This window comes from Gorillibacterium sp. sgz306347 (assembly GCF_059735245.1).
Genome location: NZ_JCAPET010000017.1, coordinates 1 through 24,351 on the forward strand (window position 1 = coordinate 1; position 24,351 = coordinate 24,351).

The 24,351-nt window shown below is 62.0% G+C and carries 18 protein-coding genes and 1 riboswitch; all 18 genes read left to right on the forward strand.

What is annotated here, in order from left to right:
* On the forward strand, positions 1-1,012 hold a 1,012-nt coding region (locus tag AC6I6H_RS10875), incomplete at its 5' end, for an alkaline phosphatase family protein (RefSeq protein ID WP_497953790.1).
* A 999-nt stretch (positions 1,013-2,011) separates the two neighbouring features.
* Complete coding sequence (locus AC6I6H_RS10880) at positions 2,012-2,752, forward strand: glycerophosphodiester phosphodiesterase (protein WP_497953791.1); 741 nt, start codon at positions 2,012-2,014, stop codon at positions 2,750-2,752.
* Positions 2,749-4,113 carry an MFS transporter gene (locus AC6I6H_RS10885; protein ID WP_497953792.1) on the forward strand — a complete coding sequence of 455 codons (1,365 nt, stop codon included), beginning with the start codon at positions 2,749-2,751 and terminating at the stop codon, positions 4,111-4,113. Before AC6I6H_RS10880 ends, AC6I6H_RS10885 begins: the two co-directional genes overlap by 4 nt.
* Positions 4,114-4,333: 220 nt before the next feature.
* On the forward strand, positions 4,334-5,167 hold the full coding sequence (locus AC6I6H_RS10890) for a sulfide/dihydroorotate dehydrogenase-like FAD/NAD-binding protein (protein ID WP_497953793.1): 834 nt from the start codon (positions 4,334-4,336) through the stop codon (positions 5,165-5,167).
* Positions 5,164-6,555 (forward strand): NADPH-dependent glutamate synthase, encoded by a 1,392-nt coding sequence (gene gltA, locus AC6I6H_RS10895; RefSeq protein ID WP_497953794.1) that lies wholly within the window; start codon positions 5,164-5,166, stop codon positions 6,553-6,555. Before AC6I6H_RS10890 ends, gltA begins: the two co-directional genes overlap by 4 nt.
* Before the next feature lie 170 nt (positions 6,556-6,725).
* Entirely contained in the window at positions 6,726-7,712 is a 987-nt protein-coding gene (locus tag AC6I6H_RS10900; protein WP_497953795.1) for a Gfo/Idh/MocA family protein, read from the forward strand.
* A 219-nt stretch (positions 7,713-7,931) separates the two neighbouring features.
* A riboswitch (purine riboswitch) is annotated at positions 7,932-8,034 on the forward strand.
* Between the two features lie 195 nt (positions 8,035-8,229).
* The gene (purE, locus tag AC6I6H_RS10905) at positions 8,230-8,715 is read left to right on the forward strand and encodes a 5-(carboxyamino)imidazole ribonucleotide mutase (RefSeq protein ID WP_497953796.1); all 486 of its coding nucleotides are present in this window, start codon (positions 8,230-8,232) and stop codon (positions 8,713-8,715) included.
* Positions 8,712-10,160, forward strand: a complete 1,449-nt coding sequence (purK, locus tag AC6I6H_RS10910) for a 5-(carboxyamino)imidazole ribonucleotide synthase (RefSeq protein WP_497953797.1) — start codon at positions 8,712-8,714, stop codon at positions 10,158-10,160. The genes purE and purK overlap by 4 nt, the downstream gene beginning before the upstream one ends.
* A 65-nt stretch (positions 10,161-10,225) precedes the next feature.
* Entirely contained in the window at positions 10,226-11,521 is a 1,296-nt protein-coding gene (gene purB, locus AC6I6H_RS10915) for an adenylosuccinate lyase (RefSeq protein ID WP_497953798.1), read from the forward strand.
* A gap of 78 nt (positions 11,522-11,599) precedes the next feature.
* The gene (locus AC6I6H_RS10920) at positions 11,600-12,523 is read left to right on the forward strand and encodes a phosphoribosylaminoimidazolesuccinocarboxamide synthase (protein WP_497953799.1); all 924 of its coding nucleotides are present in this window, start codon (positions 11,600-11,602) and stop codon (positions 12,521-12,523) included.
* A 289-nt stretch (positions 12,524-12,812) separates the two neighbouring features.
* Positions 12,813-13,055: a phosphoribosylformylglycinamidine synthase subunit PurS gene (gene purS, locus AC6I6H_RS10925; protein ID WP_497953800.1), complete on the forward strand. Its 243-nt coding sequence runs from the start codon at positions 12,813-12,815 to the stop codon at positions 13,053-13,055.
* 84 nt (positions 13,056-13,139) lie between these two features.
* A complete protein-coding gene (purQ, locus tag AC6I6H_RS10930; RefSeq protein ID WP_497953801.1) occupies positions 13,140-13,832 on the forward strand; it encodes a phosphoribosylformylglycinamidine synthase subunit PurQ in 693 nt (230 codons plus the stop codon).
* Positions 13,810-16,056, forward strand: coding sequence for a phosphoribosylformylglycinamidine synthase subunit PurL (purL, locus tag AC6I6H_RS10935; protein WP_497953802.1), 2,247 nt, complete (start codon positions 13,810-13,812; stop codon positions 16,054-16,056). Before purQ ends, purL begins: the two co-directional genes overlap by 23 nt.
* 8 nt (positions 16,057-16,064) lie before the next feature.
* A complete protein-coding gene (gene purF, locus AC6I6H_RS10940; protein ID WP_497953859.1) occupies positions 16,065-17,582 on the forward strand; it encodes an amidophosphoribosyltransferase in 1,518 nt (505 codons plus the stop codon).
* Between the two features lie 979 nt (positions 17,583-18,561).
* Positions 18,562-19,635 (forward strand): phosphoribosylformylglycinamidine cyclo-ligase, encoded by a 1,074-nt coding sequence (gene purM, locus AC6I6H_RS10945; RefSeq protein ID WP_497953803.1) that lies wholly within the window; start codon positions 18,562-18,564, stop codon positions 19,633-19,635.
* Positions 19,632-20,252 carry a phosphoribosylglycinamide formyltransferase gene (purN, locus tag AC6I6H_RS10950; RefSeq protein ID WP_497953804.1) on the forward strand — a complete coding sequence of 207 codons (621 nt, stop codon included), beginning with the start codon at positions 19,632-19,634 and terminating at the stop codon, positions 20,250-20,252. Before purM ends, purN begins: the two co-directional genes overlap by 4 nt.
* Before the next feature lie 32 nt (positions 20,253-20,284).
* A complete protein-coding gene (purH, locus tag AC6I6H_RS10955; RefSeq protein ID WP_497953805.1) occupies positions 20,285-21,826 on the forward strand; it encodes a bifunctional phosphoribosylaminoimidazolecarboxamide formyltransferase/IMP cyclohydrolase in 1,542 nt (513 codons plus the stop codon).
* Positions 21,827-22,638: 812 nt separating this feature from the next.
* Positions 22,639-23,973, forward strand: coding sequence for a phosphoribosylamine--glycine ligase (purD, locus tag AC6I6H_RS10960; RefSeq protein WP_497953806.1), 1,335 nt, complete (start codon positions 22,639-22,641; stop codon positions 23,971-23,973).
* Positions 23,974-24,351 lie beyond the last annotated feature (378 nt).

Here is a 24,351-nt window from a genome sequence, read left to right on the forward strand (position 1 = left end):
CGGGTCCAAGCAAAAGCCAAACCTGAACGAAGGGGCTGCCGGGCCCGCGCAAACGGACGCCCCCTACAAGCGAGTGCTGCTGATTGGCATCGACGGCGGGGGAGTCGCCATTCAGCCGCAGGCGCCTTATTTCCGGGCATTCAGCTCGTCCAAAACGGAAGTTGGCGGCCGGTACCCGCTCCCGAACCTCGCCCGGCTGCTCGAAAAAGGAGCCGCCACCTTTACGGCGCAGTCCTGTCTCCCCACCTACTCCTCGCCGAACTGGGGAGCCATGCTGACCGGGGTGGATTACGAGCGGCACGGCATAACCAATGCGATCAGCGGAGAACGCTATTATCCCGAGCATTCAGCTTACCCGACTCTTTTTCGACGGCTGCGGGAGGCGTATCCCGGGCGCGGGCTGGCCTGCTTCGCCCATTGGAAAAACATTGCGAACGGACACATCGAGCCCGCCGCCGGCGTGTCGCTCCATTTCGGCGGCGATTCAAAGCTGGTGCGCCAGTTTGAGGAGTACACGGATTCCGGGCAAGCGCGGAACGCCTCGCTGATGTTCATTGTGCTGGATGAAGCGGATATTGCGGGGCATACACGCGGCTGGTACAGCCGAAGCTATTACCGGGCCATGCAAAAAGTCGACCGGAAAATCGGAACCATCTATCAGGCGCTGGAGCGGAACGGTCTGCTGGACGATACGCTGATCCTGCTTGCGTCCGACCATGGGGGCGGAACGCTTTCCCCGGAAGGGGCGCTGACGCATGCCCGCCGGCACGGGCAGGATGGGACGCTGGCCAGGACCACCTTCATCGCCGCCTATGGCCGGACCGTGGCCTCGGCACCCGTGGAGCCTGACGCCGCCGGCACAGGCGCAGCGGACGGGAAACCTGTGCTCCGGCCCGGAAAGCTGCTGACCGGCGGCCATACCCGCGATGTGGCGGCGATTGTCCTCTATGCCCTTGGTATCGATCCGAACGTAGGGGATGCCCAATTGTTGGACGGGATGTTTGTGAAATGAACGGAGTCCGTTTTGTTCTGCATAGGAAGCCGGGCCGTCCCGAAACATGAGACGGCCTGGCTTCATTATATAGGGAGATCGGTTTTGGATTTTCTGTCCTCGCCTGGCCGATTCGACCAAGCGGAAGCTTGGTCCGCCATAGTCCCGCGAGATCCTCACTGGACCCACCGGAGATTCGTGATAGACCCGCTGGATTCGCGACCAGCTATGCAAAAGGAAAGGAACCTTTTAACGCTTCCCTACGAGTCGTGATTCCTGCAGAAGTGCAGGAATCCCACGAGCCGAAGAGCTTTTTTTCCGAAAATGATGCGATTATGCAGGATGTTCCGCTGCTTGTAAGCCAAAACGCCGGTATAAGGCCACGAATGATGTATAAATGCAGCATTTCCGTGTGATTCCTCTTTTTGTCTAACTGAATGATGCATTTTTGCAACTTTCGCCCTTTGGCCGGTATTTGCCGTGTGCCGATTCCGTCAGGGAGGGAAACGATTGCTTTCCCGCCTCTTTTGTGCCTATTGTTTTGTATGCCGTCCCCCTTATTTATCCCCACCCTTGCACCCTAAACAACGCAAACCCATCTCTAATTCATCCTTGCAGTCTTGTTGTTACCGAGCGCCTTTTATTCGAGTATTTTGGTAGCCCGTCGGCATCAAGGCCTCTTACCGAGTGTTCTGGCAGCCGGTTGGCACTGAGACCTTTTTTTGCTCGTGTAACCTGGCAGCCGGTTGGCACCAAGCACCTTTTTGCTCGAGTAACCGCCTTTTACAAATCCCTCCACGCCTTATCAGCCCAAGGTTTCTGCCCGGTAGAAGGGCTTTTCCCTCTCTCCTTTTCGAAAGAGCCTCTCTTCCTCTGACCGGTTTTAATGGAATAGCACTCTCCGGGATGATGGAATAAAACTGCCCCGGCGAGCCGTTGCAGAAATGTTCTCTTAACAATCGGGGTGTAAGATAGAAGCGAAAAGCAAACGCATACACCGATTGAAGGAGTTGGACTGGGATGAAGACGGAGCAAACGTTGATTTACGCCCATCGCGGGGCCTCGGGGGAAGCGCCGGAAAACACGATGGCCGCTTTCCGGCTGGCGGTGGAGCAGGGTGCGGACGGCATCGAGCTGGACATTCAAATGAGCGCGGACGGCGAGCTGGTCGTCATTCACGACGAGACGCTGGACCGTACCACGAACGGCAAGGGGCCGGTCGTCGCCCAGACTTGGGCGCAGCTGCGGCAGCTGGACGCCGGGAAAGCTTTCCCGGCCTACGCGGGCGAACCGATTCCGCTTCTCCGCGAAGTGCTGGAATTTCTCGCGCCGACCGGGCTGGAGCTGAACATCGAGCTGAAAAACGGAGTCATTCTGTACGAGCAGATGGAAGAAAAAGCAGTCGCCCTCGTCCGGGAATACGGCATGGAGGACCGCGTCGTCTTTTCCTCGTTCAACCATTACAGCATTGCGAAGCTGACGGCGGTCGCACCGGAGATTGAGCGCGCCATCCTCTATATGGCAGGGTTGTACGAGCCGTGGAACTATGCCAAAACGGTCGGAGCCGCCGCGCTGCACCCGCTTTACTACGGCGTTTATCCGGAAATCGTCGAAGGCGCGCATGCGGCCGGCGTGAAAATCCGCCCGTTCACCGTCGACGCGGAAGCCGATCTCCGCAAAATGATCGCGCTCGGCGTGGACGCCGTCATCACGAACTATCCCGCCCGGATGAAGGCGATCCTTCAGGAAGACCGCCTATGAAGCCTTTTTCCTATCCGCGCATTGCGCTTGTCGGGCTGGGCTTTTTTGCGATCAGCGTCGTCTGGCAGCTGTACAATTCCTTTATGCCGCTCATGCTCGGGGACTTTATTGAGTCCAAGGCGCTGCGCGGCACGATTATGGGGCTGGACAACCTGGCGAACATCTTTCTGATCCCGATCATCGCCGCCTGGAGCGACCGGCTGAGCACGCCGTACGGCAAGCGGCTGCCGTTTCTCATGCTCGGCATGCCGATCGCGGCGGCGCTGCTTTTTGTCATGCCGCATTACGTGAGCCTGTGGACGCTGATCGCTATCGACGTGGCGTTTTTGCTCGCCATGACGCTTTTCCGCGCGCCGACCATTGCGCTTATGCCCGATCTGACGCCGGCGGACAAGCGGAGCGAAGCGAACGGCATCATCAACTTTATGGGCGGAATCGGCTCTCTGCTGGCGCTGTTCGCGCTGGCGCCTTTGTACGATTCGAGCAAGGCGCTTCCCTTTTCCATCGGCGGCGTGATTCTGGCGGCGGTCCTGGTCACGCTGGTTCTGTATTTGAAAAAAACGACCGATTTCCGCCAAACGCCCGGCCCCGAAGCCGAATCCGCAAAGCCCGCGGATGCAGGTCCGGTTACTCCAGGGAAGGCGGCCTCCGCTTCGGCGAGCGGCTCCGCGCCTGCGAAGCCGGGTGCGGCCCAGCGGAACGGTATCCCGGATGAGGACGACGGCTCCGCCGAATTGAAAAAAAGCGGCGTGCTGGCCGGGCTGCGGCATGTTCTGACCGACCGGGACCGCTCGGCGCTGTTCGTTTTGCTGGCGATTTTTTTCTGGTTCGTCGGCTACAGCGGCGTCGAAGCCCAGTTTACGACCTACGGGGTCGAGTACATGGGCCTCACAAGCGGAACGGCGACGATGACCATCGGGTTTTACAGCCTGGCCTTCATTCTGTTTGCGGTGCCAAGCGGCTTTTTGGCCAAAAAAATCGGACGGGTGCGAACGATCATGACGGGGATTTTCGGGCTGACGGTTTTGTTCGCGGTGCTCTTTTTCGTCGACAGCCTGATGGCGGTCCGGGCGATCCTCGCGGTCGGCGGCATCTCGTGGGCGCTGGTCAACATCCATTCGTATCCGCTGGTCGTCAGCTTCGCCGGGCCCGGCCGGATCGGGCTGTACACCGGGCTGTACTATCTGTTTTCCTCGCTCGCCTCGACGGTCGGGCCGGCTTTTCTCGGCGCCTGGATGGATACGCTTGGCGGCAACTGGCTGTTTGCGGGCGCGGCGCTTTCGATGGCGGCCTCGTTCCTGTTCCTTGCGCGCGCCCGGAAAGCGGCCGTACGCGCCGGATCGGTTCAAGCGGCCGTGTGACGGCCGTGCGCGGACCGCACCCGCTGAAGCAACGGAACCAATCCTGTGTCAAAGATGCGCAATCGAAGGAGCGGCCTTATGACCGCTCCTTTTGGCATGCGGCTTTCCGGCCGTTTCCGGCAATTGGGAATCGTTCATAAAACGTCCACGGTCCTGTCCGAAAATTACGGGGCGAACCCGATATAATGGAGTCAAGTTTAACGTGTGGGGAGACTTGACCATGTATCGGATCGTACAGAAGGACAGATTGAACGGCTCCGTCGAGCGAATGGTAGTCCACGCGCCTTTTGTGGCACGAAAATGCGAGCCCGGCCAGTTCGTAATGGTCCGGGTGGAGGAGCGCGGCGAGCGCATCCCCCTCACCATTGCCGACTACGACCGCACCGCGGAAACGGTGACGATCATATACCAGACCGTGGGCTATTCCACCCGCCTGATGGCCGCCAAGGAAGCGGGCGACGCCCTCGCCGATTTCGCCGGACCGCTCGGACAGCCGGTGCACAAGCGCCGTCCGCGCCGGGTGCTCGGCATCGGAGGAGGCGTCGGGGCCGCGCCCCTGTATCCGCAGCTTCGGATGCTGAAGGAGGCGGGCGCTTCGGTCGACGTCATTCTCGGCGGGCGGACGGCGAACTATGTGATTTTACGGGAAGAGTTCGGGCAGTTTTGTGAAAAGGTGCACGTAGCGACGAACGACGGCAGCGAAGGAACGAAAGGCTTTGTCACCGATGTGCTGAACCGGCTTCTGGAGGAAGGAGAGCCGTATGACGAAGTCATCTGCATCGGCCCGCTGCCGATGATGAAAGCCGTCGTCGACATCACGAAGCCGCGCGCCATCCCGACCGGCGTTTCCCTGAACCCGATTATGATCGACGGCACCGGCATGTGCGGCGGCTGCCGGGTCACGGTCGGCGGCGAAACGAAATTCGCCTGCGTCGACGGCCCCGATTTCGACGGGCTTGCGGTTGATTTTGACGAATGCATCCGCCGCCAGGGCATGTACAAGGACATGGAGGAGCATGTGTGCACCATCGGATGGGAGGCCGGCGCACGATGAGGAACATGAGCAAAACGAAAGTCGCGATGCCGGAGCAGCCGCCGCTTGTACGGAACCGCAATTTCGACGAGGTGGCGCTGGGGTATACGCCGCGCCAGGCGATGGAGGAAGCGGAACGGTGCCTCCAGTGCAAGCACAAGCCTTGCGTCGGCGGTTGTCCGGTCGGGGTTCCGATCCCGGAATTCATCCAGGCGATCGCGGACGGCGATTTTGAAGCCGCCTACCGGACGATCGTCGCCGAGAACAGCCTGCCCGCCGTGTGCGGCCGGGTCTGTCCGCAGGAAAACCAATGCGAAGGCGTCTGCGTCCGCGGCAAAAAAGCCGAGCCGGTCGGCATCGGGCGGCTGGAGCGTTTTGCAGCCGATTACGCGCTTCGCTCGGGCTTCCGGGCGCACGACGATATCCAGCCGAACGGCGTCAAGGTGGCGGTAGTCGGCGGCGGCCCGGCAGGGCTGAGCTGCGCCGGGGACCTGGCCCGGCTCGGGTACGACGTGACCATTTTTGAAGCGCTGCATGCGCTTGGCGGCGTGTTGACCTACGGCATTCCCGAATTCCGGCTGCCCAAGGAGCTGGTGCAGGAGGAGATCGACAAAATCGCAGAGCTTGGCGTAACGATCCACCGCAATGTCGTGGTCGGCCGCTCGATGACGATCGACGAGCTTTTTGAGGAAGGCTACAAGGCCGTTTTTGTCGGCAGCGGAGCGGGGCTGCCGCGGTTTATGGGCATTGAAGGCGAGAACCTGAACGGCGTTTATTCCGCCAACGAATACCTGACCCGCGTGAATCTGATGCGCGCGTATGACTTTCCCCGGTCGCCCACGCCGGTCAAAACCGGACGGCGCGTGGCCGTTGTCGGCGGCGGCAATGTGGCGATGGACGCCGCGCGGACGGCGCTTCGCCTGGGCGCGGAGGAAGTCAGCATCGTGTACCGGAGGGGCATGGACGAACTGCCGGCGCGCGCCGAGGAGATCCACCATGCGGCGGAAGAAGGCATCCGGTTCCGGCTGTTGGCCAATCCGGTGCGGATCCTGGGGGAAGACGGCTGGGTGAAGGGAATGGAATGCGTCGAGATGGAGCTCGGCGAGCCGGACGCTTCGGGCCGCCGCAGCCCCCGCGAGAAAGCGGACAGCCGCTTTGCGCTGGACCTCGAAACGGTGATCATCGCGATCGGGCAAAACCCGAACCCGCTGATCCGCCAGACGACGGAAGGACTCGATACGCACCGGTGGGGCGGCATCATCGTCGAAGAAGACACGATGCGGACCAGCAAGGAAGGCGTATATGCGGGAGGCGACGCCGTAACCGGAGCGGCCACCGTCATTTTGGCCATGGGCGCCGGGAAGAAGGCGGCGCAGGCGATTCACGGCTCGCTCTGCGCGCGGGTCTGACCGGACAGCAGCATAAGAGGAGGACCGGCCGGCCCTTCTCTTTTTCTATGTCCCAAGACCCTTTTTTCGTTAAACATGCTTCGAAAAGTTGCTCTTTCTTCCATGAAAACGCTAATATGGTAGGGAGGAAGCAGTGCGAATGAGGTTACCACCGAAGGGAGACCAGGATAATGGCGGAAAAGACGATTCGATGGGGCATTCTGGGGGCGGGCTGGATTTCCGGCAAATTTGTGCAGGATCTGGCGCATGCGAACGGAGCCGAAGCGGCGGCCGTGGCGGCGCGTTCGTTGGACAAGGCGCAGCAATTCGCGGACAAGTTCGGGGTGGCGAAGGCTTACGGAAGCTACGAGGAGCTTGCCAACGACCCGGAGATTGACATTGTATACATAGGAACGATTCATCCCGCGCACAAGGAAAACATGCTGACCTGCCTGCGGGCCGGAAAAGCGGTGCTGTGCGAAAAACCGTTCGCGATGAGCGCGGATGAGGCGGTCGAGGCAGTGCGGGCTGCCGAGGAAAACGGCGTTTTCCTGATGGAAGCGATGTGGACCCGGTTTCTCGCCCCCGTCCGCAAGACGCGGGAATGGCTGGCGGAAGGCCGGATTGGCGAAGTGCGGCTGGTCAAGGCCGATTTCGGCTTTGACGTGGGCTGGAGCCCGGAAGGCCGGCTGCTGGACCCGAACCAGGGCGGCGGCGCTTTGATGGACGCGGGCATTTATCCCGTTTCGTTTGCGTCGATGGTTTACGGAGCGCAGCCGGAACGGATTGAAAGCACGGTCCGCATCGGCGAAACCGGCGTGGACGAGCAGTTCACGCTGCTGTTCGAATACGCGGGAGGCAAAACCGCCATTCTGAACGGCGCCGTACGGCTGCCGCTCGTGAACGATGCTTACATCTATGGCACCAAAGGCCACATTCACGTGCCCAATTTCCTGGTTGCCGAATCCGCGACGCTTCGCGTGGAAGGCGAGGAGCCCGTGACGTTCACCGACGACCGGAAAGCGGAAGGGTACGCGTTTGAAGCAAACGAAGCGATGGAGATGCTCCGCCAGGGCAAGAAGCAAAGCGATGTTATTCCTCTGTCGGAAACGGTGGCGATCTTGAGCACCCTCGACGTCATTCGCGAGCAGTGGAACCTGCGGTATCCGTTTGAATAAATCAAATCGTGAAAACGCAACCGTTTCGGACAGGGTCCGGGACGGTTGTTTTTTTTCGCGGCGGCAAAATCGGCGTGTGAAACCGGTCGAACCTTCACATATGGTGGCAGAAAACCGCACAGATACGAACTTTGTTTTCATATTTCTAACCAATGTTCGTCTTTTGTTGACACATGTTCCGCCCCGCTGGTAAGATGAAAGCAGGAAGTTTTGTTTCATAATCATAGGAACGTTTTTGCTCGTATAATGGTCGGGGATATGGCCCGAGAGTATCTACCCAAAGACCGGAAATCTTTGGACTACGAGTAGGAATGCCGTCCGGCTTTTGGCCGTCCGGAGGAAGCCCGCTTCGCAGCGGATTTTTTCGGCGTCCGCAAAAAGCGGGGGGCTCTTACTCGTCCGGTTAAAGGTTGGAAGACCTCTAGCGCGGACTTTTTTTGTGACCGGCCGCCTGGAGGCATACGATGTAAATATTGCCACCGCGGGAAAGGCTAAGCGGGAAGGGAGTTTGACGCGAATGACCGCACAAGTGGGCGTGATCATGGGCAGCACGTCGGATTGGGAAACGATGCGCCATGCCTGCGATATTCTGGAGGAACTGAACATTCCCTATGAGAAAAAAGTCGTATCCGCGCACCGGACGCCGGACCTGATGTTCGAGTATGCCGGGACGGCGGAGGAGCGCGGCCTGCGCGTTATCATCGCCGGAGCGGGCGGCGCAGCCCATCTGCCCGGCATGGTGGCGGCCAAGACCGTGCTGCCGGTCATCGGGGTGCCGGTGCAGAGCCGGGCGCTGAACGGCCTGGATTCGCTGCTTTCGATCGTGCAGATGCCGGGCGGCGTGCCGGTGGCGACGGTTGCGATCGGACAAGCCGGCGCAACAAACGCAGGGCTCTTGGCCGCGCAAATCCTCGGCTCCTCCGACCCGGCGCTTCGCGCCCGGCTGGCGGCCCGGCGCGAAGCGATCCGGCAAAACGTCATGGAAACGGGCGGTCTTTCATGAGCGATAAGAAAAAGCGCTCCGGCGGGCGGGAGCGCAGGGGGAACGGGCGGTCCGCTTACGGGCAGGCCGCGGAACGGTCCGCCTTGCGGCGCCCGGCCGGCGGAACGGAAATCGAATGGACCGGCCGCAGCGGCTCGCGATCGGTCGGCTCGCCCATCCCGGGCGCGAAAACGATTCTGCCCGGCGCGACCATCGGCGTGCTCGGCGGCGGCCAGCTCGGCCGCATGCTGGCGCTGGCCGGCCGGCACATGGGCTACCGGTTCGTCGCACTGGAGCCGGCGGAGGATTCGCCGATGGGCCAGACGGCCGACCGGCAGATCGTCGCCGCATACGACGACGCCGAGGCGGCGAAGGAACTGGCGCGCGTATCCGACGTCATCACGTACGAATTCGAAAACGTGGACGCGGGCATCGCCGCCATGCTGGCGAAGGAAACCTACGTGCCGCAAGGCCACGAGCTGCTGCACACCACCCAGCACCGGCTGCGCGAGAAGCGGGCGATCGAGGCGGCCGGCGTGCCGGTCGCGCCGTACGCGGAGATTGCAAGCGCAGCGGACCTGCGGGACGCCATCGCCCGCTTCGGCACGCCCTGCGTGCTGAAGACGGCGACCGGCGGCTACGACGGCAAGGGCCAGCGCGTCATCCGCGCGGCCGAAGAGGCCAACGCCGCGTTCGCCGAGCTGGGCGGCGGGGCGGTGGAGCTCGTGCTCGAAAAGTTCATCCGCTTCGAGCGCGAGCTGTCCGTCATCGCGGCGCGCAGCTCGCGCGGCGAGGTCCGCGCGTTTCCCGCCGCGGAGAACATCCACGTGGACAACATCCTCCACGTGTCCATCGCGCCCGCGCGGGTGCCGGAAAGCATCCGCCGCCGGGCCGAAGGGCTCGCGATGCGGCTGGCGGAGTCGCTTGGCGTCGTCGGGCTCCTGGCCGTCGAGCTGTTCCTGACCTGGTCGGGCGAGCTGTTCGTCAACGAACTCGCCCCCCGGCCGCACAACTCCGGCCATCACACCATCGAAGCCTGCCGTACCTCGCAGTTCGAGCAGCACATCCGCGCCGTCTGCGGCCTGCCGCTCGGTTCGACCGAGCTGACAACGCCGGCGGTCATGGTCAATCTGCTCGGCCAGCATGTCGAGCCCGCACTCGCCTGGCTGGCGGCGCAGGAAGCGGAGGAGGAGGGCCTCGCCGTGAAGCTGCACCTGTACGGCAAGAAGGAAGCCAAACGGCAGCGCAAAATGGGGCACATCACGCTCCTCTGCGACAGCACGGAGCGCGCTTTGGCCTGGATCGCGAAATCCGGCATCTGGCGGGGCGAACGCGCCGAGCCGGCGCTTTTGTCCAATCCTGCCGATGCCGCCGCGGGAACGGGTCTTCCGCCGGAAGGCGCGGAGGCCTCCGCGGCCTCCGCCAATCTTCGCGAAGCCGCATCACAGCCGAAACCGAACGCGTAACGCGCGCCGCCTTTTTTTTGACGGAACCGCGCGACACAATAGAACCCAAGGGAGAGATCGACCGCATGATCGGACGCTACACAAGGCCTGAAATGGGCGCGATATGGACGGAGGAAAACAAATTCAAGGCCTGGCTCGAAGTCGAGCTGCTTTCCTGCGAAGCCTGGGCCGAGCTCGGGGTCATTCCCCACGAGGACGCCGCCGCGCTCCGGGCTAATGCTTCCTTCAACATCGACCGGATTTACGAAATCGAGCAGGAGACGAAGCACGACGTCATCGCGTTCACCCGTGCCGTTTCGGAGACGCTTGGACCGGAGCGCAAATGGGTGCATTACGGGCTGACCTCGACGGACGTCGTCGACACGGCGCTCGGCTACCTGCTGCTTCAGGCCAACCGCATTCTGGAAAGCGGCCTGACCCGGTTTATCGGCATTTTGAAGGAAAAGGCGATCGCCTACAAAACAACTCCGATGATGGGCCGTACGCACGGCGTTCATGCCGAGCCGACCACCTTCGGGCTGAAGGTCGCTTTGTGGCATGAGGAAATGAAGCGCAACCTGGAGCGGTTCCGCCAGGCGGCGGACGGCGTCCAGTACGGCAAAATGTCCGGCGCCGTCGGCACCTACGCCAACATCGACCCGTTCATCGAGCAGTACGTCTGCAGCAAGCTCGGCACGAAAGCCGCTCCGATTTCCACCCAAACCCTCCAGCGCGACCGCCATGCGGATTATTTGGCCACCCTGGCGCTGATCGCCACGTCGCTGGACAAGTTCGCCACGGAAATCCGCGCGCTCCAGAAGAGCGAATTCCGCGAGGTCGAAGAGCCGTTTTCCAAAGGGCAAAAAGGCTCCTCCGCTATGCCCCACAAGCGCAACCCGATCGGCTGCGAGAGCATTTCCGGCCTGGCCCGCGTCATCCGCGGCCACATGCTGTCGGCGTACGAGAACGTCCCTTTGTGGCATGAGCGCGACATTTCGCATTCGTCGGTGGAACGGATCATTTTGCCGGACTCGACGATTCTGCTTGATTACATGCTGTCGCGTCTCGGGAACATCATCAAAAACCTGACCGTTTTCCCGGAAAACATGAAGCGCAACATGGACCGGACCTTCGGCCTTCCGTTTTCCGGCCGCGTCCTGACCACCCTGATCGACAAAGGGCTCAGCCGCGAGGAGGCGTATGACACCGTGCAGCCCCGGGCGATGCGCGCCTGGGAGGAGCAGCGCTCGTTCCGCGAAATTCTGGAGAGCGACCCGGCCATTACGGAGAAGCTGACCCCGGAAGAAATCGCCGCCTGCTTCGATCCTTCCTGGCATCTGAAGCACGTGGATACGATATTTGCCCGTCTCGGACTGGAGTAAGGCGGCTTTTGCCGCAGCACCGCTAACGTGAGGCCACCAAGCTCCAACACATGAACCCGCATGAGGGAGGAAAACCGCATGTCCGCAGCAAGCCCGCTTTCCACGGCCGAAGGTCTGATCAAGGCCCCGCTGGTGTACAAAGGAAAGGTCCGCGAGCTTTACGATCTCGGGGAGCACTACCTGGTGGTGGTGACCGACCGGATTTCCGCTTTCGATTATGTCCTGAAGCCGTCCGTGCCAGACAAAGGCCGCGTCCTCAACACGCTGTCCGCCTATTGGTTTGACCAGACCTCCGTGCTGATGCCGAACCACATGGTTCACGCCGATGCGGACCGGCTGGCGGAATGGGTAGCCGATCCCGAGCCGCTGCGCGGCCGGATCATGGTCGTCCGCAAGGCCGAGCGGATCGACATCGAATGTGTCGTGCGCGGCTACCTGACCGGCGGAGGCTGGCGGCAGTACCAGCACGATGGAATGGTCAACGGCCACGAGCTGCCGGAAGGCGTCCGCAAGAACGGCCGGCTGGATCACCCGCTGTTCACCCCGGCCGCCAAAAACGACGTCGGCCACGACGAGGACATCACCATCGACCGGCTGACGGACCTGGTAGGCGCGGAGCTGGCGGCCGAGCTGGAGGAAAAAAGCGTCCGGCTGTACCAGTTCGCGCATGACTACTGCGCGGGCCGCGGCATTATTTTGGCGGACACGAAGTTCGAGTTCGGCATCATCGACGGCGAAGTGATCCTGATCGACGAAATCTTCACGCCGGATTCCTCCCGCTACTGGGCGGTGGAGAACTACGCGCTCGACATCGAAATCGACAGCATGGACAAGGAGCCGGTCCGCACGTATCTGGCGGACAGCGGCTGGGACAAAAACAGCGAGCCGGACCCGCTGCCGGCCGAAGTGGTTGAGGCGACGGCAGCCCGCTACCGGGACATTCTGCAAAGGCTGACCGGACCGGCGAAGGAGCAATACAAGGGCGGCAACCGGGGCGTCTGACGCTCCGGCCGCCCTTTGCGCGCTTGCCCGCTCCGGACCGGGCGGGTGTACCGAGCCGGCAAAGCCTGGTTGCTGTGCGAACGAAAGCAGCGGAGAGGAAGTTTGGAGCTGAAGGAGCGTTAGCGTTCGCCTTTGTCTGCGGATTTGTACCCTGAAATCATCTGATTAAGGAAATCCGCAGACAACAGCGACCGAAAGCCCAAACTTTTCTCGCAGCGCGGACGTTCCGTTCACGGTTAAAGACGGCGCTTAGGTTCCCGGCGACGAAATTTGAAGGAGGACAAAAAGCATGTTGAAAGCGACGGTTTACGTGACGATCAAGGAAAGCGTGCTGGACCCCCAGGGCAACGCCGTGCAAGGAGCGCTGCACACGATGGGGTTTGACGAGGTGCAAAAGGTGCGCATCGGCAAATACATGGAGCTTGAACTCGGAACCGACGACCGGAGCGAGGCGGAAGCCCGCCTCAAAGCCATGTGCGAAAAGCTGCTGGCCAACACGGTCGTCGAGGACTTCCGTTACGAAATCGCCTGACCCGCCTGCCGGATGCCGGCAGCGGCCGGCATCCGGCAGGACGCGGACCAAGCAACACAGAACTTAGGGGAGGGTTTAAACGGCATGAACTTTGGAGTGCTCGTGTTTCCGGGTTCCAACTGCGATCTGGACTGCTACAAGGCCGTGGAGGAGACGATCGGACAGCCGGTGGAGTACGTATGGCACACGGAGACGGATTTGTCCCGGTTTGACTGCGTGCTGGTGCCGGGCGGCTTTTCCTATGGCGACTACCTTCGCTGCGGGGCCATCGCCCGGTTTGCGCCCGTCATGGAAGCTTTGAAAAGCTACGCGGCCGCAGGCGGCTACGTGCTGGGCATCTGCAACGGGTTTCAGATTCTGACCGAAGCCGGTTTGCTGCCGGGCGCGCTTCTGCGCAACCGGACGCTGCAATTCCGCTGCCATCCGGCGGCGCTCCGCGTCGAGAACAACCGGACGGCGTTCACGCGGGATTACGCAGAAAACGAAGTCATCGACATCCCGATCGCCCACGGCGAAGGCAACTATTTCTGCGACGAAGCGACGCTTGCGGAGCTTACGGCCGGCAACCGCATCGTATTCCGCTACGCCGGCCATAACCCGAACGGCTCGGTCGCCGATATCGCGGGGATCGTAAACGCCGAAGGCAACGTGCTCGGCATGATGCCGCACCCGGAACGGGCCGTGAGCGGCCTGCTCGGCTCGGAGGACGGCAAACGGATGTTCACTTCGATTCTGAACGCTTGGAGGGAAAAGCATGGCACAGCAGTTGGCAGCTAACGAACCGACGGCGGAGCAGATCGCGGAGCAGCAAATTTACCGGCAGTTCGGCGTATCGGACAAGGAATACGAGTTAATCTGCGGGTTCATGGGCCGCAAACCGAACTACGTCGAGATCGGCGTGTTCAGCGTCATGTGGTCGGAGCACTGCGCGTACAAAAATTCCAAGCCGCTTCTGCGGCGTTTTCCGGTCACGGGCGAACGGGTCCTGATGGGCCCGGGCGAAGGCGCGGGCATCGTCGACATCGGCGACAATCAGGCGGTGGTGTTCAAAATCGAAAGCCACAACCACCCGTCCGCCGTCGAACCGTATCAGGGCGCGGCGACCGGCGTGGGCGGCATCATCCGCGATATTTTTTCAATGGGCGCGCGTCCCGTCGCTTTGCTGAATTCCCTGCGCTTCGGGAAGCTGGAGTCGAGCCGGGTCAAATACCTGTTTGAGCATGTCGTGTCCGGTATCGCCGGCTACGGCAACTGCATCGGCATCCCTACGGTCGGCGGCGAGGTCATGTTTGACGAGAGCTACGAGGGCAACCCGCTCGTCAATGCGATGTGCGTCGGCCTGATCGACCACGACAAAATCCAGCGCGGCGTGGCGAGCGGCATCGGCAACCCGGTGTTTTACGTCGGACCGGCCACCGGCCGGGACGGCATTCACGGCGCGACCTTCGCGTCGGAGGAAATCACGGCGGAAACGGAAGCGAAGCGCTCGGCGGTTCAGGTCGGCGATCCATTTATGGAAAAGCTGGTCATGGAAGCGTGTCTGGACCTGATCAATTCCGGCATCGTCGTGGGCATTCAGGACATGGGCGCCGCAGGCCTTACCTGCTCCAGCTCGGAAATGGCGAGCAAGGCGGGCAACGGCATGGAGCTGAACCTGGATCAGGTTCCCCAGCGCGAGGACGGCATGACGGCCTACGAAATGATGCTGTCCGAATCCCAGGAGCGGATGCTGTTCGTGGTGAAGCCGGAGCACGAGGAGCAGGCTCGGGCGATCTTCGCCCGCTGGGGACTGGATTGCCACAAGGTCGGCAAAGTGACCGACGACGGCCGTTTGCGGCTTATCCATAAAGGCGAAGTGGTCGGCGACATGCCGGTGCGCGCGCTTGTCGACGAATGCCCGGTGTACCACAAGCCGTCCAGCGTACCGGCTTACTACGAGCTTGGAGCGTCCTTCGACTCGGCTGCTCTTCCCGAAGTCACGGATCTGACCGTTGCGCTTGAGCAGGTGCTTGCTTCCCCGACCGTCGCCAGCAAGGAGTGGGTGTACAGCCAGTACGATTACATGGTGCGCACCTCGACGTATGTCCGTCCCGGCTCCGATGCGGCGGTAGTCGGCGTGCCCGGAACCCGAAAGGCGCTTGCGATGACCACGGACTGCAACAGCCGGTACGTGTACCTGGACCCGGAGGTCGGCGGACGCATCGCCGTCAGCGAAGCGGCACGGAACATCGTCTGCTCGGGCGGCGAGCCGCTGGCGATCACGGACAACCTGAACTTTGGCAGCCCGGAGAAGCCGGATATTTTCTGGCAGCTGGAAAAAGCGGTCGACGGCATGGCGGAAGCGTGCCGCGAGCTCGGCGCGCCGGTTATCGGCGGCAATGTCAGCTTGTACAACGAAAACGCCAAAGGCGCGATCTACCCGACGCCGGTCGTCGGCATGGTGGGGCTGATCACGGACCTGGACCATATCACGACCCAGGGCTTCCGTTCGGAGGGAGACGAAATTCTGCTGCTCGGCGAAACGTTCGCGGAGCTGGGCGGAAGCGAATTGCAGTACGTGCTGCACGGCAAAACGGAAGGCCGCCCGCCGCAGCTTGACCTTGCGGTGGAAAAACGCCTGCAGGAAACGGTGCTTGCCGCCATCCGCGAAGGGCTTGTCGCCTCGGCGCATGACTTGGCCGAAGGCGGTCTGGCCGTGGCGCTGGCGGAATGCTGCATCTCGGGCGGCATCGGCGCGCAGGTCAGCGCGACGACCGGGCTGCGGCCGGACATCGCGCTTTTCAGCGAGTCGCAGTCCCGCATTCTGCTCAGCGCGGCGCCGGAGCAGGCCGACGCCCTGGAAGCGTTCGTCGCCGGCCGCGGCGTGCCGGTGCAGCGGATCGGCACCGTGGGCGGCTCCAACCTGGGCGTCTCCGTGAACGCAAAACCCGCAATCGCACGGGAAGTTGCGGCTCTGGAGAAACACTGGAAGGATGCGATCCCATGCCGGATGAACGCCTGATGCGCCGCATGGGGTCGACCGACCGCCGTCCTATTGCGAAACAACGCGGGCTGGAAGCGGCACGCGATGTGGGGGCGGGCCGCATCTGGACCGGAGCTTACTACAACGAAGGCGTAGATACGGAAGTTTTCGACAAACTGAAGGAGGAATGCGGCGTTTTCGGGGTCTACGGGCATCCGGAGGCGTCGGCCCTCTCCTTCTTCGGGCTGCACGCCCTCCAGCACCGCGGCGAAGAAAGCGCGGGCATCTGCACGACGGAGGACGGCGGCGAGTTTTTTATGCACAAGGGCATGGGCCTGGTCAAAGAAATTTTCACGAACGACATCATTTCGACGCTCAAAGGCTCGACCGCCATCGGCCACGTGCGCTACTCCACCTCCGGCGCAAGCCGGCTGGAGAACGCCCAGCCGCTGCACTTCAAGTTCCGCCACGGCAACATTTCCGTCGCCACCAACGGCAACATCGTCAACGCGGATGAAATCCGGGACGAGCTGGAGCTGGCGGGCTCGATTTTCCAGACGACAAGCGATACGGAGGTGCTCGTTCACCTGATCGCCCGCTCGCGGGATCTCGGGCTGGAGGAAGCGGTGACCAAGGCGCTGCGCCGGGTATCCGGCGGCTATGCGTTCCTGATCATGGCCGACGAAAAGCTGTTCGTCGCCCGCGACCCGCACGGCCTTCGGCCTTTGGTAATGGGCAGGCTGGGAAACGCCGTGCTGTTCGCCTCGGAAACCTGCGCGCTGGAAACCGTCGGCGCGGAGTACGTCCGGGACATCGAGCCGGGCGAGCTTTTGGTGTTTGACGCGGACGGCATGCGGACGAAGCAGATTGAACGGGTGGAGCGCCGGGCGATTTGCGCGATGGAATACATCTATTTTTCCCGCCCGGACAGCGATCTGGACGGCATCAACCTGCACTCCGCCCGCAAACGGATGGGGATGCGGCTCGCGATGGAGTCTTTTGTCGACGCGGACGTGGTGACCGGGGTACCGGATTCCAGCATTTCCGCCGCCATCGGCTTTGCCGAGCAGACGGGCATTCCCTACGAGCTCGGGATGATAAAAAACCGCTACACCGGCCGCACGTTCATCCAGCCAAGCCAGGAGCTGCGCGAGCGCGGAGTCAAAATGAAGCTGAGCGCCGTCCGCAAGGTGGTCGAGGGCAAGCGCGTCGTTATGATCGACGATTCCATCGTCCGCGGCACCACAAGCCTGCGCATTGTCAAAATGCTGCGGGATGCCGGCGCGCGCGAGGTGCATGTGCGCATCAGCTCGCCGCCCTACATGAACCCCTGCTTTTACGGCATCGACACGCCGAGCCGGAACGATCTGATCGCGTCCAGCCACACGGTCGAGGAAATCCGCCGGGCGATTGACGCGGACTCGCTGCATTTTCTGTCGAAGGAGGGCCTGCTAGCCGCCATCGGGCGGACGGCGGCGGAGTACAACCGGGGCATGTGCACCGGCTGCTTCGACAACGACTACCCGACCGCGGTTCCGCAGGACGCGGACAGCTGCGGCTGCTAAGGCGCACCGGGCGGGCGTAGGGCCGGCAACGCGGCCGAGCGAGCCGGGCGAAGGGAGCCAGCACGATTGGCGGGCGAGCCATGCGAATGGAACCAGTACGATTGGCGGACGAGCCGGGCGAAGGGGACCAGTACGATTGGCGGACGAGCCATGCGAAGGGGACCAGAACGATTGGCGGACGAGCCGGGCGAATGGAACCAGAACGATTGGCGGGCGAGCCGGGCGAAGGGAACCAGAACGATTGGCGGGCGAGCCAGGCGAAAGGGGCCAGCACGATTGGCGGGCGATCGGGCGAAAGGGGCCAGCACGATTGGCGGGCGAGCCGGACAAATGGGCCGGTGGGGCAGCCAAGTGTGCCGGGCGAAAGGTTAAGGCACTGCCGAACGCGCCCGACGAATGCCTCCCATCGCAAGCAAGAAAAGGCAGACTGTGGTCAACTGTCGGCAACAAGCGGAGCCGAATTCCCTTTCCTTATTTTGCAATCGGCGGGTATTGTGACGCAGCATGCTTGGCTAAAAAGATGAAAGATGTAAAAGTGCATCATTTTCGGCCATAAAAAAGGAGAGATAGGCAAGAATGCTGCGATTTTGCAGCATTATATGGCTTTTATTCGCAATCCCTACGCTAAATGAAGAAAATCCTGCATAATCGCAGCAATTTCGGAAAAGCGGCTCTTTTGTCATGACATTCCTGCATTTTTGCAGCATTTGACTTCGAGCTGCTGGCATTATCTTCAGAACGCAGGCATTTGCTGAAACTTGCCCTTTTTCAACCCGGGGCCTGTCGCAGCACTTCGCGCCCTGGCAACCCGGGGCCTGTCGCAGCACTTCGCGCCCTCGCAAGCCGGGGCTTGGCGAAGGGCTTGCAAGCTGCGGCAGCTGCGGTTATTGAGCGTATGCAGCGTAACGGCTAATGGGCCGCCGACTGGTCCGAAATTTTTTCTCATCAGATCCCATTGATTTTTTAAGGAGTGAAACCTGTGTCCGACGCGTACAAAAAAGCGGGTGTCGACATCGCGGCAGGCAACGAAGCCGTGGAGCGCATGAAAAAGCATGTCAGCCGCACGTTCCGCCCCGAGGTGCTGACCGGGCTCGGCGGCTTCGGCGCTTTGTTCGGCCTGAACAAAGACAAGTATGAGGAGCCGGTGCTTGTGTCCGGCACGGACGGCGTGGGCACGAAGCTGATGCTGGCGTTCGCCATGGACAAGCACGACACCATCGGCATCGACGCGGTGGCGATGTGCGTGAACGACATCGCGGTTTCGGGCGCGGAGCCGCTGTTCTTTCTCGATTATCTGGCGACCGGAAAGGTCGTCCCCGAGAAGATTGAAGCCGTTGTGGCGGGCATCGCCGAAGGCTGCGCCCGTTCCGGCTGCGCCCTGATCGGCGGCGAAACCGCCGAGATGCCGGGCATGTACGGCGCCGACGATTACGACATCGCCGGGTTTGCCGTCGGCATCGTCGACCGGAAGAAAATCATCGACGGTTCGTCGATCCGTCCGGGCGATGTGGTCCTCGGCCTTTCGTCGAGCGGTGTGCACAGCAACGGCTTTTCGCTTGTGCGTCGGCTTTTGCTGGAGGAAGCGGGCCTTCCGCTCGACCGCCCAGTGACGGAAATCCCCGGGCTGGAGGAGCTGGCGGGGAACGGCGGCGTACCCACCCTCGGGGACGTTTTGCTGGAGCCGACGCGGATTTATGTGAAATCCATTTTGGCCTTGCTGGAGAAGGTCAACGTAAAAGGCATGGCCCACATTACCGGCGGCGGCTTTCTGGAAAACATTCCGCGTGTTCTGCCGGACGGCGTCGGCGTGGAGATCGAATTCGGCTCCTGGCCGATTCACCCGGTGTTCAAGCTGATGCAGCAGTTGGGCGATGTTGCTTATGCCGACATGTTCCGTACCTTTAACATGGGCATCGGCATGGTGCTGGTCGTTGCCCCCGAAGAAGCGGAAGAAGCCGAGCGGATTTTGCGGGAGCAGGGCGAGCAGGTGCACCGCATCGGACGGACGGTGGCGGGCGCGAAAGAAGTAACGCTAACAGGTGTGACGCTATGAAGTCGAAGCCGTTTCGCATTGCCGTTTTCGCTTCGGGAAGCGGCAGCAATTTTCAGGCCATCGCCGACGCGGCGGCGGACGGCAGACTGGGGCGGGACACGGAAGTGGTCCTGCTTGTCTGCGACCGGCCGCAGGCGCGGGCGGTGGAGCGGGCGGAGAAGCTGGGCGTTCCCGTCTTTGCTTTTCGTCCGAAGGAATACCCTTCGCGCGAGGCCTATGAAGCCGAAATTGTAGAGCGGCTGACGGAGCTGGACGTCGATCTGGTGGCGCTGGCAGGTTACATGCGGCTGGTGACGCCGGCGCTGCTGACGCCTTTTGCCGGCCGGATCGTCAACATTCACCCTTCGCTGCTGCCGTCCTTCCCCGGCGTGAACGGGATCGGCCAAGCGCTTGATTATGGCGTGAAGCTGACCGGGGTGACGGTGCATTTTGTGGATGCGGGCCTCGACAGCGGACCGGTCATCGCGCAGCGCGCGGTGGAGGTGCGGGACGACGATACCGAGGACACGCTGGCGGAACGGATTCACGCCGTCGAACACGAGCTGTACGCGGAAGCCATCCGGCTGATCCGCGAAGACAAAATCCGGCTGAACGGGCGGAAAGTAACCGTCGGCTAAGCGGAGTTACATACCCATGAGGAGGTTTTTTTGTGGCCATCAAGCGCGCTTTGATCAGCGTTTCCGATAAAACCGGCATCGTGCCGTTCGCCAAAGAATTGACCGCCCTGGGCGTCGAAATTATTTCGACCGGCGGAACGTACAACCTGCTGAAGGAAAAAGGCATCCCCGTCACCGGCATATCGGAAGTGACCGGGTTCCCGGAAATTATGGACGGGCGGGTCAAAACGCTCCATCCGGCCGTTCACGGAGGCCTTCTGGCCGTGCGTGCCAGCGAAAAGCACCGCGAGCAAATGGAGAAAAACGGCATCGGCTACATCGATCTCGTCGCGGTGAACCTGTACCCGTTTGCCGCCACCATCGCCAAGCCGGACGCCACGTATGAGGACGCGGTCGAAAATATCGACATCGGCGGCCCGACGATGCTGCGCTCGGCGGCGAAAAACCACGCGGACGTGACGGTAATTGTGGATGCGGCGGATTACCCGCAGGTGCTGGAGGAGCTCAAAGCCGGACAGGACACGACGCTCGAAACCCGCAAACGGCTGGCCGCAAAGGTGTTCCGCCACACGGCCGCTTACGATTCCCTGATCGGCGAGTACCTGACCAAGCAGGCGGGCGAGGAATTCCCCGAAAGCTACACCGTAACCTACGAAAAAGCCCAGGACCTCCGCTACGGCGAAAATCCGCATCAAAAAGCGGCGTTTTACCGCAAGCCGCTCGGCTATGAAGGCACGATTGCAGCTGCGGAGCAGCTGCACGGCAAGGAGCTGTCCTACAACAACATCAACGACGCCAACGCGGCGCTGCAAATGCTGGCCGAATTCGCGGAGCCGGCCGTCGTCGCGGTCAAGCACATGAATCCGTGCGGCGTCGGCATCGGCGCGGACATCGACCAGGCATATCAAAAAGCCTACGACGCCGACCCGGTTTCCATCTTCGGCGGCATCGTCGCGGCCAACCGGCCGGTCACGAAGGCGACGGCAGAGAAAATGCACGGCATTTTTCTCGAGATTGTCATTGCGCCGGACTTTGAAGAAGAAGCATTAACCGTGCTTCAGGGGAAGAAAAACATCCGCCTGCTGAAGCTGGACATCGCCCAAGCGGCTGCCGGGCCGCAGCTGGCCGTCACCTCGGTGAACGGCGGCGCGCTCGTGCAGGAAACGGACAAGCACCGCATCGGTCCGGACGACGTGAAGGTCGTGACGGAACGCAAGCCGACCGAGGAAGAAATGAAGCAGCTGCTGTTCGCCTGGAAGGTGGTCAAGCATGTGAAATCGAACGCCATCGTGCTGGCGGCGGGCGACATGACCGTAGGCGTGGGCGCGGGCCAGATGAACCGCGTGGGCGCGGCCAAGATCGCCGTCGAGCAGGCGGCGGAAAAAGCGGCGGGCTCGGTGCTGGCGTCGGATGCGTTTTTCCCGATGCCGGACACGCTGGAGCTGGCCGCCAAGGCGGGCATTACCGCCGTCATCCACCCGGGCGGCTCCGTCAAGGACGAGGACTCGATCCGCGTCGCGAACGAGCACGGCATCGCCATGGTGACCACGGGCGTGCGGCACTTCAAGCACTAGGCTGCGGACAGCGAGCGGTTGCCGGGGGCGGTTGCACCAAGCGGAGCCGGACCTGTGCGGACGGGCTGAGCAGAACGGGGCATGGCCTGCCGAATGAAGCCGGGGCTGTGCGGACGGGCTGGGCAGAGCGAGGGGGGCCATCCAAGCGAAGCCGGACCTGTGCGGACAGGCTGAGCAGAGCGGGGCGAGGCCATCCAAGCGAAGCCGGACCTGTGCGGACGGGCTGGGCAGAGCGGGGCATGGTCTGCCGAACAAAGCCGGGGCTGTGCGGACGGGCTGGGCAGAGCGGGGCGAGGCTATCCAAGCGAAGCCGGACCTGTGCGGACGGGTATGGCCTGCTGAACGGAATCTGGGCAGTATGGACGAGTTTGGCGAATGCATCCGGACATGTTGGGCGGGCTGAGCATTGGCGGGTAAGGTCGGTCAAGCAGCCCAGGCCGTTCGTCAGGAGGAGTAATGGTGGATTGTTGCAAAAATGCAGTTATTTTGTTCGAGAAGGGGCGGAAATGGAGGAATAGTTGCATTAGTGCACTAATTCCCCTTGGAAATAGCGAAAAATCGCCGTTTTGTCCGGAATTGATGCACAATTGCAGTAATTTCAGCCCAGACCATCGATTTTCAAGGAAATAAGTGTAGAAATGCAGCAATTTCCCTCAACCTTTCTCCTTCAATCGCAAATTCTTCTGCTCGGGGCGGCTCAATTGGTGCCGGAACGGCAAGAACTAATGCAAAGGGGCGCCGCGGTCACAGGCAGCAGGAGCAGCCGGATAGCCGGGAAAGCGCGTCCCTTTTTACAGGGAGGAACACGAAAAATGAACGTGTTGGTGATCGGCCGGGGCGGCCGGGAGCATGCGATCGTGTGGGCGCTGGCCAAAAGCCCGCGCATCGGCAGCCTGTACTGCGCGCCCGGCAATGGCGGCATTGCGGCGCTGGCGGAATGCGTGCCGGTGACGGAGATGGATTTTCCCGGCATCGCGCAAGCGGCAAAAGAACGGAATGTGGATTTTATCGTGGTGGGTCCGGACGATCCGCTTGCGGCGGGCATCGTCGATTACCTGGAGGCGGCGGGCTTCAAAGTGTTCGGGCCGCGCAAAAACGCCGCCATTATTGAAGGCAGCAAATCGTTCATGAAGGACCTGCTGCGCAAGTACAAAATACCGACGGCTGCATATGAGACGTTTGATACGTACGAGACGGCGCTGGATTACCTGCGCGTGCAAACGCTCCCGATCGTGATCAAGGCGGACGGGCTTGCGGCGGGAAAAGGCGTCGTCGTCGCGCGGACGATGGAAGAGGCGGAAAAAGCCCTTGCGGACATCATGATCAGCAAAGCCTTCGGCGATTCCGGCAACCGCGTCGTGATCGAAGAATTCCTGCAGGGCGAAGAAATGTCGCTGCTCGCGTTCGTCGACGGTTCGACGGTCCGCCCGATGGTATCCTCGCAGGATCACAAGCCGGTATATGACAACGACCAGGGGCCAAACACGGGCGGAATGGGCACGTATTCGCCAGTGCCGCACATTCCCGACGCCGTCGTGGAAGAGGCGGCGCACCGGATCGTCCAGGCGGCGGCCGATGCGATGGTGGCGGAAGGCCGCCCGTTCCGGGGCGTGCTTTACGCCGGGTTGATGATCACGGCGGACGGGCCCAAGACGATTGAGTTCAACGCCCGCTTTGGCGATCCCGAAACGCAGGTGATTCTGCCCCGGCTGGAGTCCGACCTGCTGGAAATCCTGCTTGCCACCGCCGAAGGCCGGCTGGAGGAAGCGGATATCCAGTGGGAGGCCGACGCGGCGGTTTGCGTTATCCTCGCCTCCGAAGGCTATCCCGGCTCGTACCCGAAAGGGCTGTCCATCGAAGGCGTCGAGGACGCCGAATGGGATGCGCTTGTGTTCCATGCCGGGACAGCCTTGGAGAACGGGCAGCTCGTCACCGCCGGAGGGCGGGTGCTGGGGGTGGTCGGCCGGGGCGCCGATATCGCCGATGCCCGCGACCGAGCTTACGCGGCGGCGGAGCGCATCCGCTTCCAGGGCAAGCACAACCGAAGCGATATCGCAGGCAAGGCGCTTGCCGCGCTGGAGCGGCTGGCCGAGGAGGAAGACCGTGCGGAAGCCGAAGTCGATGCGGCCGACCAAGCGCCGGAATAATAGCTCGGCGGCGCGATGTGGCTGGACAAGCGGTGAGAGATTAGCTCAGCGTCGCAATACAGCCGGGCTCGCGGCAGATTAGCCTATCGATCCCGATGCGGCCGAGCAAGCGCCTGATCAAAAGCACAGCGGCGGGATGCGGCTGAGCAAGCGTTTGACTATTAGCTCAGCGATCCGATGGGGCTGCCAGGCGTTGGATCAATACCTCTGCGATCCAGGGGGGCGTTGCGGTTGATCGCTAGAACCGCGTCGCGATGCGGCCAGAGCAAGCGGCTGATCATTACCTCAGCGGCCCGGTGCGCTGTCTCTAGCTGCCGACCCTCGGCTCAGCGGTCCGGGAGGCGCGCGGGTCAACGCTAGAACCGCAGCCCGATTGGG